The 14,617-nt window shown below is 64.4% G+C and carries 16 protein-coding genes; 1 reads left to right on the forward strand and 15 read right to left on the reverse strand.

The window, feature by feature from the left end; translation table 11 throughout:
• Nucleotides 1-9: 9 nt before the first annotated feature.
• The 9 genes from AC1DE1_RS02430 to AC1DE1_RS02470 all read right to left on the reverse strand — a co-directional run bounded on the left by AC1DE1_RS02430 (nt 10) and on the right by AC1DE1_RS02470 (nt 7,948).
• Nucleotides 10-216: a cold-shock protein gene (locus tag AC1DE1_RS02430; RefSeq protein WP_026633225.1), complete on the reverse strand. Its 207-nt coding sequence runs from the start codon at nt 214-216 to the stop codon at nt 10-12.
• A gap of 160 nt (nt 217-376) precedes the next feature.
• Complete coding sequence (locus tag AC1DE1_RS02435; protein ID WP_477178888.1) at nt 377-1,120, reverse strand: S-methyl-5'-thioinosine phosphorylase; 744 nt, start codon at nt 1,118-1,120, stop codon at nt 377-379.
• Complete coding sequence (locus AC1DE1_RS02440) at nt 1,117-1,698, reverse strand: NADPH-dependent FMN reductase (RefSeq protein ID WP_477175716.1); 582 nt, start codon at nt 1,696-1,698, stop codon at nt 1,117-1,119. Before AC1DE1_RS02440 ends, AC1DE1_RS02435 begins: the two co-directional genes overlap by 4 nt.
• Before the next feature lie 26 nt (nt 1,699-1,724).
• On the reverse strand, nt 1,725-2,273 hold the full coding sequence (locus tag AC1DE1_RS02445) for a hypoxanthine-guanine phosphoribosyltransferase (protein ID WP_477175717.1): 549 nt from the start codon (nt 2,271-2,273) through the stop codon (nt 1,725-1,727).
• On the reverse strand, nt 2,270-3,292 hold the full coding sequence (nagZ, locus tag AC1DE1_RS02450; RefSeq protein WP_477175718.1) for a beta-N-acetylhexosaminidase: 1,023 nt from the start codon (nt 3,290-3,292) through the stop codon (nt 2,270-2,272). The genes AC1DE1_RS02445 and nagZ overlap by 4 nt, the downstream gene beginning before the upstream one ends.
• Nucleotides 3,286-3,813: a CYTH domain-containing protein gene (locus tag AC1DE1_RS02455; RefSeq protein WP_441603247.1), complete on the reverse strand. Its 528-nt coding sequence runs from the start codon at nt 3,811-3,813 to the stop codon at nt 3,286-3,288. Before AC1DE1_RS02455 ends, nagZ begins: the two co-directional genes overlap by 7 nt.
• Before the next feature lie 67 nt (nt 3,814-3,880).
• A complete protein-coding gene (rlmD, locus tag AC1DE1_RS02460; protein WP_441603246.1) occupies nt 3,881-5,194 on the reverse strand; it encodes a 23S rRNA (uracil(1939)-C(5))-methyltransferase RlmD in 1,314 nt (437 codons plus the stop codon).
• A gap of 82 nt (nt 5,195-5,276) precedes the next feature.
• Nucleotides 5,277-5,879: a YdbL family probable chaperone protein gene (locus AC1DE1_RS02465; RefSeq protein WP_441603245.1), complete on the reverse strand. Its 603-nt coding sequence runs from the start codon at nt 5,877-5,879 to the stop codon at nt 5,277-5,279.
• A gap of 47 nt (nt 5,880-5,926) precedes the next feature.
• The gene (locus AC1DE1_RS02470) at nt 5,927-7,948 is read right to left on the reverse strand and encodes an AsmA family protein (RefSeq protein WP_477175719.1); all 2,022 of its coding nucleotides are present in this window, start codon (nt 7,946-7,948) and stop codon (nt 5,927-5,929) included.
• A gap of 44 nt (nt 7,949-7,992) precedes the next feature.
• Here AC1DE1_RS02470 and AC1DE1_RS02475 point away from each other — a divergent pair, with 44 nt between their 5' ends.
• Nucleotides 7,993-8,748, forward strand: coding sequence for a response regulator (locus AC1DE1_RS02475; protein WP_441603243.1), 756 nt, complete (start codon nt 7,993-7,995; stop codon nt 8,746-8,748).
• 2 nt (nt 8,749-8,750) lie between these two features.
• On the opposite strand, the gene recO is transcribed toward AC1DE1_RS02475, so the two are convergent.
• The 6 genes from recO to lepA form a co-directional block, all read right to left on the reverse strand.
• Complete coding sequence (gene recO / locus AC1DE1_RS02480; RefSeq protein WP_477175720.1) at nt 8,751-9,461, reverse strand: DNA repair protein RecO; 711 nt, start codon at nt 9,459-9,461, stop codon at nt 8,751-8,753.
• A gap of 87 nt (nt 9,462-9,548) precedes the next feature.
• Entirely contained in the window at nt 9,549-10,490 is a 942-nt protein-coding gene (gene era / locus AC1DE1_RS02485) for a GTPase Era (RefSeq protein ID WP_477175721.1), read from the reverse strand.
• On the reverse strand, nt 10,487-11,143 hold the full coding sequence (gene rnc / locus AC1DE1_RS02490) for a ribonuclease III (RefSeq protein ID WP_441603240.1): 657 nt from the start codon (nt 11,141-11,143) through the stop codon (nt 10,487-10,489). Before rnc ends, era begins: the two co-directional genes overlap by 4 nt.
• A 15-nt stretch (nt 11,144-11,158) precedes the next feature.
• Entirely contained in the window at nt 11,159-11,536 is a 378-nt protein-coding gene (locus AC1DE1_RS02495; RefSeq protein ID WP_441603239.1) for a DUF4845 domain-containing protein, read from the reverse strand.
• Nucleotides 11,537-11,680: 144 nt separating this feature from the next.
• Complete coding sequence (gene lepB / locus AC1DE1_RS02500; RefSeq protein ID WP_441611248.1) at nt 11,681-12,583, reverse strand: signal peptidase I; 903 nt, start codon at nt 12,581-12,583, stop codon at nt 11,681-11,683.
• A gap of 99 nt (nt 12,584-12,682) precedes the next feature.
• Nucleotides 12,683-14,473: a translation elongation factor 4 gene (gene lepA / locus AC1DE1_RS02505; protein WP_441603237.1), complete on the reverse strand. Its 1,791-nt coding sequence runs from the start codon at nt 14,471-14,473 to the stop codon at nt 12,683-12,685.
• Nucleotides 14,474-14,617: the final 144 nt, after the last annotated feature.

Raw genomic sequence — 14,617 nt, forward strand, 5'->3', positions numbered from 1 at the left:
TCGCCGACATTAGCCGGCGATTTCGACGCCCGAAGCCTGGGCGCCCTTCGGGCCCGTGGTGACTTCGAACTTCACGCGCTGACCTTCCTGCAGGCTACGGAAGCCCTTGGAGTTGATTGCCGAAAAGTGGACGAACACGTCCTCCCCACCGTCCTCAGGCGCGATGAAGCCGAAACCCTTGGCGTCGTTGAACCACTTGACCGTACCGAAACGCATTGCGTGAACCTCTGAATCATGGACTGGATGCACCACGGTAAGCGCTGAACCACCTTGACCCCTTGGTCCGCCGCCCCTGGCACAACGGAAGTATCAACATGTTTTATGGCAAAGCGCAATATGGTGACCACTTTGACACGATCAAAACCGTACCGGTTGCTCAGCTTTTGAGCAGAACACCCAGGATGCGGGGTACCTCGGCGGTGGCCGCTGCCAGGTGGGCGAAGATTTCCTCGATGCTGATCTCCGCCTCGTCGCCACAACCGGCGGCGAAGTTCGCAACCAGCGCGAGACAGGCGTAAGGCAGCTCCAGTTCGCGGGCGAGCATGGCCTCGGGCATGCCGGTCATGCCGACCAGGTCACAGCCGTCGCGCTTCATGCGGGCGATCTCCGCCCGGGTCTCCAGGCGCGGACCCTGGGTCGCGCCATAGCAACCACCATCAATGACAGCGATGTCAGCCTTGGCCGCCGCGTCGATCAGTTCGCGACGCAGCGACTCGGTGTACGGCTCGCTGAAATCGATATGACGCACCTCGGCGCCCTCGACATCGCAAAAACTCGTGTAGCGGCCATGGGTGTAGTCGATGATCTGGTCGGGCACCACGATGACGCGCGGACCCATATCGGCGCGGATGCCGCCCACGGCGTTCACCCCGACCACCCGGCGCGCACCCAGCGAGTGCAGCGCCCACAGGTTGGCGCGATAGTTCACCCGATGCGGCGGCACCGTGTGGCTCTCGCCATGACGGGCGAGAAAGGCCAGCTTGCGGCCGGCGAAATCACCCGTCACCACATCGCCCGAGGCCGCGCCGAACGGCGTGTCGATGCGATGGCGCGAGGCGTTCTCCAGGCCCGGGAAGTTGTACAAACCGCTGCCGCCGATGACGGCCAGATCGATGCTCACGATGCGTTCCTATATGCGTTCAATTCGTTCGGTGTCGCCGCCAGCCGCTCGGCAAAGCCTGCGAGATGGCGAGTCAGTGCCTCGCGCGTGCGCTCATCGCTCAACTGGCCTTCGACGATCTTGGTGTGCGCATGAAACACCAGCACGTCGCCCTGCGGCTCGGTGCGGGCGCCTGCGCGGCGCAGGATCAGACGAAGCTGGTCCTGCGCTCGCACCGTGCCGGTGACGCCCGGGCTCGCACCGATGATGCAGACGGTCTTGCCGGTCAGCGCGGCGACCTTGCGCGCCTTGCCGGTGCGCGAAGCCCAATCCACTGCATTCTTCAGCACGCCGGTGATGCCGCCGTTGTATTCCGGGCAGGCAATCAGCAGCCCGTCGGCCCGATCGATGGCGTTCTTGAACTCGACCACCGACTCCGGATCGCCCTGCTCTTCCACGTCCTGATTGAACATCGGCAGGTCATGCAGGCGATGCATCACGATGTTCATGCCGGCCGGCGCAAGCTCCTGCGCCGCATGCAGCAGCGCGGTATTGAACGAAGCCTCGCGCAGGCTGCCGGAAATCCCCAAAACATTCATGCATGACTCCGTGGTCGATCGTCGCCTTACTTGAGCGCGTAAATGCCCGGCAGATTGCGACCCTGCTCGTGGTAGTCCATGCCAAAGCCGAACACATAGCGATCGGGCAACTGGACGCCGTTGAAGTCGGCCTGGATGCCGTCGACCAGGCGGTCGTGCTGCTTGGTGCACAGACTCACCACCAGCACGCGGCGTGCACCGCGGCGCATGCAGTCGTCGCGCACGGCCTTCAAGGTATGACCTTCATCGAGGATGTCGTCCACCAGCAGCACGGTGCGGCCGGCGAGATCCACCGCCGGCTCGCGCAGCCAGTGCAGCTCGCTGCCCGAGGTGGCGCCGCGATAGCGCGTGGCATGCACATAGTCGAACTCGACATCGGTGCGGATGGACAGTGCGAGATGACCGGCAAAAATCAGCGCGCCGTTCATCACCGTGAGAAACACGGCGCGCTCGCCATCGAGGGCGGCATCGATATCGCGGCCCATGTCGACGATCACCGACTCCAGCGCCGCGCGATCAAACAACAGCTCAGCGCTTGCAAGCGCCGTGGCCAGTGAAGGGGTGGATGTACTCATGCCGAAGCTTGTCCTTCCACGGCGTGCAGCGCCGCGATGCGCGCGATGAAACGTTCGCGCTGGGGGTTGTCGTTGAGGCCGTCCCAGGTGGAGGCCACGTCGCCGCGCAGGGCGGCGATGCGTTCGGGCGAGGTGGCCGCGCGGTCTTGCACAGCGGCAATCGCCTCGTCCACCACGTCGGGGAAGCAGGCGAGGACCAGGTCGCAGCCTGCATCCAGATGGGCATGCACGCGACCGGCCACGCCGCCTGCCGCGCCAGCAGCGGCCATGCTGATGTCGTCGCTGATCACCGCGCCGCCAAAGCCCAGCTCGTTGCGCAAGATGTCCTTGATCCAGCGCGAGGAAAAACCTGCCGGCTGTGCGTCGATCTCGGGATAGACCACGTGCGCCACCATGACCGCTTCGGCGTGCGCCGCCATGCCTTCGACGAAGGGCAGCAGATCTTCGCGACGAATCACGTCCAAGGGACGCGTATCCACTGCCGTGGCCTTGTGCGTATCCGCCGCCACCGAACCGTGACCCGGAAAATGCTTGAGCACCGCCGCCATGCCGCCCAGGTGCATGCCGCGCACATAGGCCTGGCCAAGCTCGGCAGCCACCGCGGGATTGGCGTGAAACGCGCGCAGACCGATCGCAGCGTTGCCGCGCGCCAGATCCACGACGGGGGCAAAGCTGAAATCCACACCACTGGCGCGCAGCTCGCTGGACATCACCCAGGCGTGTTCTTCGGCCAGGCGGATGGCGTCTTCCGGATCGCGGTCGTACACGGCGCCGATCGCCGACAACGGCGGCAGGCGCGTGAAGCCCTCACGGAAACGCTGGACCGGGCCGCCTTCCTGATCCACGGCGATGAGCATGTCGTCGCCGCCGACCTCGCGAATATCGTCGATCAGTTTCATCAACTGATCGCGCGTACTGAAATTGCGCGAGAACAGCACCACGCCGGAAACGCCGGGCGCCTTGAGCCATGCATGCTCCGACGCAGCGAGTGTGGCGCCTGCCAGGCCGATCATCAGCATGAGGTGGGTTCCCCGGCCGCCTGACGCTCGTCTGACGTCCAGCGCGCATACGGATGCGCGATCAGGTTGACGTTGTAGTAGCGCGGGAGGTGGCTCACTTCGCGCCCCAGCCACGAGGGGCGCGGAAACGAGGCGTCGGTGCTGGGCAATTCCACTTCGACCACGACCAGCCCCGCATTGTCGCCAAAGAATTCGTCGACCTCGAACAGCACGCCGTCGACGACCACGTGATGCCGGATCTTCTCCACCACACCGTCGCACAGCTCGGCGAGCATTTGCTCGGCATCGGCGATGGGCACGGGGTATTCAAACTCGGCGCGCTCGATGCCGAGCTTGGCCGATTTGATATTGAGCCACCCACGATCCCCGGTGCGGCGTACGCGCACCGACGCCCGCGCGGTACCGTCGTGCAGCGCCTGCGCACTGACCAGATAGCCCTGGGCGATGCGCTCGCTTTCGCTCACGGCGTCTCGCCAGCTGTCATCGCTGAGGAGGAATTTACGTTCGATCTCGATGCCCATGCGTCAACCGATGATTGGGGAGGGATGTGACGGAGCGGTGAAGGCGTCCCGCCTTCCTTGCCCTGGCTCAGCGTTCGAACAGCGCGATGGACTCCACGTGCGCCGTATGCGGGAACATATCCATCACGCCGGCCGCACTCAAGCGGAACCCATGCTTCTGCACCAGGATGCCGGCGTCACGCGCCAGTGAACCTGGGTGGCACGAGACATAGACAATGCGGCTGGTCTCCTTGTGCGGCAGATACTCCAGCACCTTGTCAGCGCCGGCGCGCGGCGGATCGAGCAAGAGCTTGTCCCACGACTGCTTGGCCCAGTGGGTGTGACGCTGATCTTCGAACAGGTTGGCCACTTCGAAGCGGGCGTGGGTGATGCCGTTGCGTGCGGCGTTTTCCGCAGCGCGCTCGACCAGGCCATGCTCGCCCTCCACGCCGACCACCTCGGCGACGCGGCGACCAATCGGCAGCGTGAAATTGCCCAGGCCGCAGAACAGATCCAGCACGCGATCCGTGGGCTGCGGATCGAGCAGCTCCATCGCACGCGCCATCATGCGGCGATTCATGCCGGCATTGACCTGGACGAAATCGAGCGGGCGGAACTCCAGCTCCACGTCCGCGAACGCGGCATTGTCGCTGGGGATGTTGAAGGCCAGCCGCGGCGACTCCGGCCACAGCGGATGCACGCTGGTCACGCCGCCCGGCTGCAGGTAAATCGCAAAACCATGCTGCTGACCGAACGCAATCAAGGCCGCCTGATCGCGCTCGCTCAACGGCTGCATGTGGCGGAACACCAGCGCCACCACATCGTCGCCGGCGGCGAACTCGATCTGCGGAATGTCGGAGGCGGCATCCATGCTGCTGACCAGTTCGGCCAGCAAACCGATCTTGGGACCCAGCGCCGGATGCACGACTTCACACTGGGTGATGTCGGCGACAAAACGCGGATTGCTCTCTTCACGAAAACCCACCAGCACGCGCCCCTTCTTCGCCACCGAGCGCACGGACAGGCGTCCCTTGCGACGATAACCCCAGGGCTCATCGGTCAGCGGCGGCAACCACAGCTCTGGCATCACTTTGCCGATGCGTTCGAAGTTGTCCTTCAGCACGCGCTGTTTCACTTCGATCTGCGCCGTCGCATCCAGATGTTGCAGCGAGCAGCCGCCGCACTGGCCGAAATGACGGCAGCGCGGCTCTACGCGATGTGGCGAGCGGGTCACCAGTTCCACCACTTCCGCTTCGTCGTAGTGACGATGACGCTTGCGGATGCGCAGCTTGACCTCTTCGCCCAACAGCGCGCCGCTGACGAATACGGCCTTGCCGTCGATGCGGGTGACGCCCTTGCCGTCGTGGCTGAGGTCGGTGATGGTGGCTTCGAATTCTTTCATCGTGGCAACTGTCTTCCAAAAACGCGCACGCCCGGATCAGCAGGACCCGGGCGCGTTGATCGGGTGATGAGGAGCGATGAGCTTATTTCTGCTTCCACGCCCCCGAGGGGTCCTGATAATACCAGCCCGGCCGCGCCCGCTCGATCCAGCCCTTGGCGAAGGTGGCGCGGATCTGCGCTTCCCATTCCGGATGGTTGTTGGCGTTGGCCACTTCGCGGTACAGCGCATTGCGATCGCGATTCTCGTCCGCCACCGCGGCGCTCAAGCCCGCCCGCTGGTCGAGCGGCACCTTGCCAGCGTCACGCACGGCCACCAGCCCATCCTGGGTGAAGCCCACCGCACCGCTATTGAAGAGCGGCGTCAGCGTGTCGCGGAAACGCGCCTGCATGCGGCCGTGGATCGCCTCCGTGGTCGCCGTCTGCACGCGCAGGTTCGGCGCATCGGCCGCGTAGGCGGCGGGAATCAGCAGGTCGAGCAACATGGCCGAGGGCTGGTTGTTCTTCTTCGGCGGTGCCGGCTGGTCGTCCTTGGCCGGCTGCGCCGGCGCCGAACTGTCGAGCACGGTGCCAATGAACTGATCGGCGGCCTTTTGCGCGGCCGCTTCAGGAAAATAGACATTGATGGTGACGCACCCCACCAGCGCGACCAGCAGCGTGGTCAGCAATCCATAGACGAGCTTGCGCATGATTTCGACTCCTTGGGGGTGGGGATGGGTCTAAGGCGTGCTTTGCCCTAGTGGACTTCCGGTCCATTGCCTTCCATAGCCGCCTTCAATCGACGGACGAGCGTTGGCCAGTCGACCTGCGCCTGGTGACCAATCACCTGCAGGCGCGGCAAGCCGCTGCCTTCGACGATAGTGTAGCCATCGGCATCGTTGTCGAGGCCACCCATATGGCATACCGACGCTTGCAACGTGCAATTGAGGCCGATGCGCTTATAGCCAAAGGTCTTGAACAACTTGAGCACGGCGCCCTGCAAACCGGCTGCCACGCCGCCGCCACCGACGGCCGTCAGGTTGTTCACGGCGCGTTGACTGATGCGCCCGCCGCTGCCGGCGAGCAGGTTGGCCTTGAACGCCACCGGGTTCCAGTTGACCAGGCGCAGCTCATTGACGGAGCCGTCCATACGGCCGGTGATGCTGCCGAAGTCGAACACACTGGTCATGGCAGCCAGATCGAGCTGGCGCAATTGCACGTCGCCGGTGAGCACGGGACTGGGGCCAAAGGGCCCCTGCAGAGTCAGTCGCGTGATGTCGACAAAGCCATCGAAAACATTGACCGACAGGCCACCCTCGAGCTCAAAGCGATCATCCACCCAGCGCAAGGCGGGAATGGCGCCGCCCAGGGTCCCCGGGAACTCGGGCCAGCCCATGGTGCGTGAGAACGAGGCCATGTCGATGCCGGCGAAAGCGAGCGAGGTTTCCAGTCGGCGCCCCTTCGCAGCGGCCGGGCGCCACGCCAGATCGCCCACATGCACACGCCCGTTCAGCACCGGAATATCCACCGCGCGCTGCAGGGTCAAGGCGCCACCCTTGCTCTGCCAGCGCAACTGCGTGGCACCGTTGGGTATGCGGTAGACCTGCAGGGCCTGCCACGACATCGAGGTCACCGGGCGGTCGTTGCTGGCATTCCAATCGAGACCGCCGCGCAAACCTTTCACGGCCAGGCGCCCGTCGGCATCGGCGGCGTCCAGCCCGTCGGTGTCGAAAGCAAAACTGCGCAGGCCATCGGCGCCCAGATCGAGATTGCCGCTTAGCTCGCCATCGATGCGCATGTCGCGCAAGCCCAGCGTCGCCAGCCATGCCTGCCCGTACCGCTGGTACGCCGCCGGGAAGCGCGACTGCAGGCGATCGAGCTTGAGCTGCTGCAGGTCGCCCTTGGCGTTGAACGACATGGCGCCCTCAAGCTGCAGGGCATCGGCATCGGCCACGCGCAGGCGATTGAAATCGACCGCGCCGTTGCGCGTCGCGGCGGACAGGCTCAGCTGCACGGGGTGATCGGGCAGTCGCGCATAGATGGGGCCCAACAGCAGCTCGCCACCGCGCAGGCTGGCATCCAGGTCGATGCGGGTGGGTGCGCTGGTCGTGTCGAGGTTGAGTCGACCGTTGCCATTGACCGATTGGCCGGCCAGCGCGCCACCAGGCGTATCGAACCCACCGCCGTTCAGCGCGAACTGACCCGACGCCTGCAGGCCCTTGTCCTGAATATCCAGCGCCATGTCCGCATCAAGCTTGCCGCCGGTGGCTCGTCCGGACCAGACCGTGCTCAACAAGCCCTGCAACCAGGCCAGCGGCACGCCCTTGAGGCTGATCTGGGCGTGGGTCGGCTGGTCCAGCGGCAAGGCCGTGCTCGCCTGGATCGCGCCCTGGGTCAGGTCGATCTGCAGCGTATTGGCCGCCTCGTCGATCACCATCGACACCTTGGCGTTGCTCAGTGCCGCGCCCGGAGCACCGGCAAGCTGGGCGGTGCCATCGAACAACCAGCGCATATGGGTGTCACGCTGGAGCACCCCCTGCAGGTCCACGCCGACGCGCTTCCAGCCCATCGCCGGTACGTCGGCCTTGGCCGCGCGCAGACTGAGCTTGAGGCCACCCTCCCCGTCTTCGCCGATCTGCGACTGCACGCCCTGCATCTTCAGCCCGGGAACGGTCACCGTCTTGGCGCCCAGCGCAACATCGGCGCGGGCTGGCAGCGACCAGCACGCCCAAAAGAGCATGCAGAGAGTGAGAATAAGTTGGCTTGATGTGGGGCGCATGAAGCGCCATTCTGCCAAAATCAGCTGAACGACACGGACAAGTCATGCAACACACGCTTTCCAGCGAGCCTTCAGGCCATCGGAGCGCGCCCATCACCGTCCGCGCCCTGGTGGCCGACGACGACCCGAGCAGCCGTCTTTTCCTGGTGGAAGCCCTGCGCAGCCTCGGTTTGCATGCGCATGCCTGCCATGACGGCCCTTCGGCGATTGCCATGGCACGCCACGAGGCCTTCGACCTGCTCCTGCTGGATTGCCGCATGCCCGGCGCAGGCGCCGAGGAAGTGCTCACCGCCTTGCGCCACGATCCGCAGGCACGCTCCAGCGATTGCACCGCCGTCGCCACCAGCGCCGAGATGGATGTCATCGAACGGCAACGCCTGCTTTCCGCAGAATTCAGCGAGGTGCTGCAAAAGCCCTGCAGCCTGGCCGACCTGCGTCGCATCCTCGCGCTGGTCTATGCGGGCGCTGCCGCCGTGCCGTTGTTGGATGACGAGCAGGCGATCGCCACCATGGGCGACGCGGATGTGGTGAGGGCGATGCGCACGCTGCTACGCGCGGAGTTGGCGGGACTGTATCAGGATCTTGATGCGCTGCTGGACGATACCGAAGCACTCGCCGATCGCATGCATCGACTGCGTTCGTCCTGCGGCTTCTGCGGCGCAGCGGCGCTCGGCGTCCAGGCAACGTTGCTGCAGCGCCATCTCAAGCTCAAGCATTCCGGTTCGCTGGCGCCGCTGTCGCGCTTTCGTCGCTCGCTGCTGGCCACCATCGAAGCGCTGGGCGGCGAAACGACCGCCTGAGCTCAGCGACGCGACAACGCCGCACCCAGCACGTGCCACGCCCGCAGCTCCCCACCGCCCAGATGAAAGCGGATCACCTCGCGCATCATGCTGCGCAGGGCAGACAGTCCAGCGGTATCGGGCATCTCGTCGCCGGCCAGGGCGAGCAGATCGACACCGCGCAAGGCATGCGCCGTTCCCGGGCGGCACGGTGCAGGCCCCTGCTCCACGACATAGCGGTAGAGCCGCGTCGGTTCCAGCGGCTCGCCGGACTCCGCTTCGACTTCCAGCTGCAGGCCATAGCCGATGGCTTCGAGCAGGTCGCGCTCGAAACGCCGCAGCGTCCAGGCCAACGGCTCGCCACCCGCAAGGCGCGGCAAGGTACGCGCATACGCCTCGAACAAATCAGGCAAGGGATCCTGGCGACCGGTCAGCCGCACGCAGAGCTCATTGAGATAAAGCCCCGCAAGACCGGCATCACCCATCAGACGCAACGGCGGGCTGGTATGTTCCGCAGTCTGCAAGGTGGCCAGTTCGCCGCGCAACAGCAGATCCAGCGACAACCGCTGGAAAGGCTCCAGTTGCGCACGCTGCACCCGGGCACGCTCGCGCCGCACGCCACGCGCCACGATGCCCAGGCGTCCGTGGTCGCGCGTCAGGCATTCAAGCAACAGCGAGGTCTCGCGATAAGGCCGCGAATGAAGCACATAGGCCGGCTGCTGCTCGATACGCATGGCGGTGGCTGTCGGACCCAATCAGTGGATGATCGCGCCTGACCTGCGATGGTCAGGCATACCAGGCAGAGCCACGCATGCGCAGGCTCAATCGGTGTACCCGAATTTCTTCAGCATGGTCTCGTCGTCGACCCAGCCTTCGCGCACCTTCACCCACAGGCGAAGGAAAACCTTGCGCTCGAAGGTGCGCTCCATATGGCGACGCGCCGACGTGCCGATCGCCTTGAGCTGCGCACCGCCATTGCCGATAACGATGGCCTTCTGGCCATCGCGTTCCACCCAGATCACCGCGTGGATTTCGGCGATGCCATCGGGACGATCGCTGAACTGCTCGATCTCCACCGTGGTGGCGTACGGGAGCTCCTGGTCCAGGCGCAGCATGAGCTGCTCGCGCACCATTTCAGCGGCGAGGAAACGCTCGCTTCGATCGGTGACTTCGTCTTCGCCAAACACCGGCGGCTGCACCGGCAGGCGCTTGAGGATGCCTGACTCCAGCTCCTTCAGCCCCTTCTCCTTGAGCGCGCTGACGTAGTGCACTTCATCGAAGCTGTGGCGTGCCATCAGCTCCGCCACGAAGGGCAGCATGGTGGTCTTGTCCTTGGCCAGGTCGACCTTGTTGATCACCAGCAGGCGCGGCACTTTCTGCTCGACCAGGGCGTCGTAAAGCGCCTCGTCTTCATCGGTCCAGCGTCCCGCCTCGATCACCTGCACCACCACATCCACTTCGCTGATCGCCGAGCGCGCGGCACGGTTGAGGCTGCGGTTCATGGCGCGCTTGGCGCCGCGATGCAGGCCCGGCGTATCCACGTACATGATCTGGCCGGCCTCGCTGGTGGCGATGCCGAGGATGCGGTGACGGGTGGTCTGCGGACGCGGGCTGACAATGGACAGGCGAAACCCGATCAGCGCATTGAGCAAGGTGGACTTGCCCACGTTGGGACGCCCCGCGAGCGCTACGGTGCCGCAGCGAAAATCGTCGTGGGGAAGTTCGGCCGGCGCGCCGAGATCGAGTTCGTCGTTGTCGTTCATGAGTTCACTTCCTGCATTAGGCGCAGCACGGTTTCAGCGGCGTCCTGTTCAGCGGCACGGCGGCTGGTGCCATGCCCCTCGGCCCGGATGGGTGCCGGTTCGTTGATTTCGCACGAGACATCGAAGGTCTTGGCGTGGTCTTCGCCATGGCTGTCGATCAGATCGTACTGCGGCAAGGGCCAGCCGTGCGCCTGCAGCAACTCCTGCAAGCGGGTCTTGGCGTCCTTGGAAGAGCGCGGAATAGCCGCCACCAGCGGCTCGAACAGGCCGCGCACCACGTTGCGACACGCCTCGAAACCAGCGTCGAGATACACCGCCGCCAACAGGGCCTCGAAAGCGTCGGCGAGGATGGAATCGCGGCGAAAACCGCCGCTCTTCAATTCACCCGAGCCCAGCTTGAGCTCATCGCCCAGCTCCAGTTCGCGCGCGATGACGGCCAGTGCCTGACCGTTCACCAGCTGCGCGCGCAAGCGGGACAGCTCGCCCTCGCTCGCGTTCGGGTGAGCCTCATACAGCAGCTCGGCAACCACGACACCAAGCAAGGCATCGCCCAGGAATTCCAGCCGCTCGTTGTTGGGCTTCCCGGCGCTGCGATGCGTCAGCGCCAGTACTGCGAGGGCAGGATCACGAAAACAATAGGCGAGCTTGGTCAAATCCTGGGCCTGTGCTTAACCTTCGACATTACCCTGCAGCGCCACGCTCTTTTCGAAGTGCAACAGGAAGTCGATGTTGTACATAAACGGAATGCGCTTGTCGTAGCTGATATTGAGCGACGAGGCATTGCCAGTGCGCTTGATGGTGATGTCCTGCGGCGTGATGGTGTCGTCGCTCACGTACTGGAAATCCAGCTTCTTCATCAGGTCGTTGCGGACCTGGGTTACCGACTTGGGACCACCTTCAGTCGCCAGCTGGTTCATGGCCTTGGTCACGCCCATGAACTCGGTATAGGCCGGCACCAGCTTCATGGCCATGTAGCCAAAAAACGCCACGACCATCAATACGACGAGAAACCCGATCAGGGTGATGCCCGTTTGCTTCGATTTCATAGTCCCCTCGCTATGCCGCCTTACGGCGATACCCGGTTAACTGGCAAGACGCCACCCAGCCGCCCCGGAGGCGGCTTGGCGCGTGCATTGTCGCGCCAAGCTGGCTCGAACGACACCGGGCGCGTACCTATGCCCGTCACGCTTTTAATGAATGACCGTGCCCATGCGATGGAAGGCCACGCTCGAGCCGGTCCAGCTCAGCCAGATCAGGAAGGCCTTGCCGGCCAGGTTCTGCTCCGGCAGGCAGCCCCACCAGCGGCTGTCGGTACTGTTGTAGCGGTTGTCGCCCATGGCCAGGTAGCAGCCCTGCGGCACCACCAGCGGCACATGCGCATTGGGCAGCGGCGGCGGCACCGCGTAGTTGGGCATGCGCGCGGTCAGATGGTTGACCACCCCGCCCAGCCCGTTCGGCAGGTGTTCGTTCCACACCGTGGCGCCCATTTCCAGCATCAGGCGCGACTCGGCGCGCTTGGGATCGCCTTCGTACGGGCCGATGAGGTCTGCGGCCACCGGTTCACCGTTCACGATCAGCTGGTCGCCATGCATCTCGACCCGGTCGCCCGGCATGCCGATGATGCGCTTGATCCAGTTCTGGTTCGGCACCGGGGCATGCGGATCGGCGCAGCTCTGGTCGCCGCTGCGTACCAGCTTGCCGCCGTCTTCGCACAGATAACCCGGGAAGCGGAACACCACCACGTCGCCGCGCTTGGGCTCGCCCAGGCTGACGAACTTGTTGTTGAAGGCCGGCAGGCGCAGGCCATAGGCAAACTTGTTGACCAGGATGAAGTCGCCCACGTCCAGCGTCGGCATCATCGAACCGGACGGGATCCGGAACGGCTCGGCCACGAACGAGCGCAGCACCAGCACCACCAGCACTACCGGGAACAGCGAGCGAGCCCAGTCCACCGCCACCGGCTCGTGCGGTTCCTTGCCTGCCGCGTCGGCCTTGGCCTTGCGCGACTTGTAGAAGAACAGGCGGTCCAGACCCCATACCACGCCGAACAGCACAGTCAGGCCAAGCAGAATCGCCGAAAAATCAAAATCCATTGAAAGCTCCTCAGGAGCAGTGGAACGAGGGTGTGACAGGGAACCATCGATCGGTCGGGCGCCAGAAGGCGTCCCGCCATCGCTGCAACAAGCTCAGCTTTACTTATCCACCTTCAGGACGGCAAGGAAGGCTTCCTGCGGAATCTCCACACGGCCCACCTGCTTCATGCGCTTCTTGCCTTCCTTCTGCTTCTCCAGCAGCTTCTTCTTGCGGCTGACGTCGCCGCCGTAGCATTTGGCCAGCACATTCTTTCGCAGCGCCTTCACGGTGGAGCGCGCGACGATCTGAGCACCAATGGCCGCCTGGATGGCCACGTCAAACTGCTGGCGCGGAATCAGATCCTTCATGCGCTCGACCAGGTCGCGACCACGGCGCTCGGCATGGACACGGTGCACGATCAGGCTCAACGCATCCACCCGGTCGCCATTGATCAGCACGTCCACGCGCACGAACGGGCCGGCTTCGAAGCGCTCGAAGTGATAGTCCATCGATGCATAGCCACGCGACACCGACTTCAGGCGATCGAAGAAGTCGAGCACAACTTCGGCGAGCGGCATTTCATAGGTGATCTGCACCTGGGTGGCCAGGTACTGGATGGAGCGCTGCACGCCGCGCTTTTCCTCGCACAGCGTGATGATGTTGCCGATGTAGTCGGCCGGCGTGAGGATGCTGGCGACGATGATGGGCTCGCGGATTTCCTGCATCAGATGCGACGCCGGCAGCTTGGCCGGATTGTCCAGCATCAAGATCGAGCCGTCGCTCTTGAGCACCTCGTACACCACGGTCGGCGCCGTGCTGATCAGGTCCAGGTCGTACTCGCGCTCCAGGCGCTCCTGCACGATCTCCATGTGCAGCATGCCGAGGAAGCCGCAACGAAAACCAAAGCCCATGGCCTCGGAGCTCTCCGGCTCGAAGAACATCGCGGCGTCATTCAGGCGCAGCTTGTCGAGCGCCTCGCGCAGCGCCGGATAGTCGTCGGCCGATACCGGAAACAAACCGGCGAACACGCGCGGCTGCATGGTCTGGAAGCCAGCCAGCGGCTTCTCGGCGGGCTTGGCCGCCAGCGTCAGCGTGTCGCCCACGGGCGCGCCGTGCACGTCCTTGATCGACGCATTGATCCAGCCCACTTCGCCCGGGGACAGCTTGTCGAGCTTCTTGCGCTTGGGCGTGAATACACCCACTTCGCTCACTTCATGCGAGCGGCCGGTGGACATCACCAGCAGCTTGTCGCCCGGCTTGATCTCGCCCTGCATCACGCGGACCAGCGAGACCACACCCAGATAATTGTCGAACCAGGAGTCGATGATCAGCGCCTGCAGGCGATCGGTATCGCCCACCTTCGGCGGCGGAATGCGAGCGACGATCGCCTCGAGCACTTCCACCACGTTCTGGCCGGTCTTGGCGCTCACCGCAACGGCGTCGTCGGCATCGATGCCGATCACCGCCTCGATCTCGCCCTTCACTTTCTCCGGGTCGGCCGTCGGCAAGTCGATCTTGTTGAGGACCGGCACGACCTCCAGCCCCATCTCCACTGCGGTGTAACAGTTGGCCACCGACTGCGCTTCCACGCCTTGCGCAGCGTCCACCACCAGCAGCGCGCCTTCGCACGCAGCCAGCGAGCGGCTGACTTCATAAGAGAAGTCGACGTGTCCCGGGGTGTCGATGAAATTGAGTTGATACGTCTTGCCGTCGCGCGCCGTGTACGGCAGCGACACCGACTGCGCCTTGATGGTGATGCCGCGTTCGCGCTCGATCGGATTATTGTCGAGCACCTGCGCCTCCATTTCGCGTTCGGTCAAGCCGCCGCAGATCTGGATGATGCGGTCCGCCAAGGTGGACTTGCCGTGATCGATATGGGCAATGATGGAGAAATTTCGAATCAGTTCCATGGAGCACGCTAGCGGCGTTCACTGATCTGCGGTACGCGCAGGCAGCGCATGACCGGGATGGTCACACGAACCCAGCATTATCGCATGGAACCGTGCCACTTCGGGCATCGGGAAAAGCGGGCTATCTCAAGGGGATAAGCGAGA

Source organism: Dyella sp. 05T440 (assembly GCF_056395965.1).

What these genes read in the sequence shown, in the direction of transcription:
- AC1DE1_RS02475 (WP_441603243.1), top strand. Translation starts at nt 7,993, where the DNA reads ATGCAACACACGCTTTCCAGCGAGCCTTCAGGCCATCGGAGCGCGCCC.
- nagZ (WP_477175718.1), bottom strand. Translation starts at nt 3,292, where the DNA reads ATGCTGATGATCGGCCTGGCAGGCGCCACACTCGCTGCGTCGGAGCAT.
- AC1DE1_RS02445 (WP_477175717.1), bottom strand. Translation starts at nt 2,273, where the DNA reads ATGAGTACATCCACCCCTTCACTGGCCACGGCGCTTGCAAGCGCTGAG.
- AC1DE1_RS02465 (WP_441603245.1), bottom strand. Translation starts at nt 5,879, where the DNA reads ATGCGCAAGCTCGTCTATGGATTGCTGACCACGCTGCTGGTCGCGCTG.
- AC1DE1_RS02440 (WP_477175716.1), bottom strand. Translation starts at nt 1,698, where the DNA reads ATGAATGTTTTGGGGATTTCCGGCAGCCTGCGCGAGGCTTCGTTCAAT.
- AC1DE1_RS02470 (WP_477175719.1), bottom strand. Translation starts at nt 7,948, where the DNA reads ATGCGCCCCACATCAAGCCAACTTATTCTCACTCTCTGCATGCTCTTT.
- recO (WP_477175720.1), bottom strand. Translation starts at nt 9,461, where the DNA reads ATGCGTATCGAGCAGCAGCCGGCCTATGTGCTTCATTCGCGGCCTTAT.
- AC1DE1_RS02430 (WP_026633225.1), bottom strand. Translation starts at nt 216, where the DNA reads ATGCGTTTCGGTACGGTCAAGTGGTTCAACGACGCCAAGGGTTTCGGC.
- rlmD (WP_441603246.1), bottom strand. Translation starts at nt 5,194, where the DNA reads ATGAAAGAATTCGAAGCCACCATCACCGACCTCAGCCACGACGGCAAG.
- AC1DE1_RS02495 (WP_441603239.1), bottom strand. Translation starts at nt 11,536, where the DNA reads ATGAAATCGAAGCAAACGGGCATCACCCTGATCGGGTTTCTCGTCGTA.
- AC1DE1_RS02455 (WP_441603247.1), bottom strand. Translation starts at nt 3,813, where the DNA reads ATGGGCATCGAGATCGAACGTAAATTCCTCCTCAGCGATGACAGCTGG.
- era (WP_477175721.1), bottom strand. Translation starts at nt 10,490, where the DNA reads ATGAACGACAACGACGAACTCGATCTCGGCGCGCCGGCCGAACTTCCC.
- lepA (WP_441603237.1), bottom strand. Translation starts at nt 14,473, where the DNA reads ATGGAACTGATTCGAAATTTCTCCATCATTGCCCATATCGATCACGGC.
- lepB (WP_441611248.1), bottom strand. Translation starts at nt 12,583, where the DNA reads ATGGATTTTGATTTTTCGGCGATTCTGCTTGGCCTGACTGTGCTGTTC.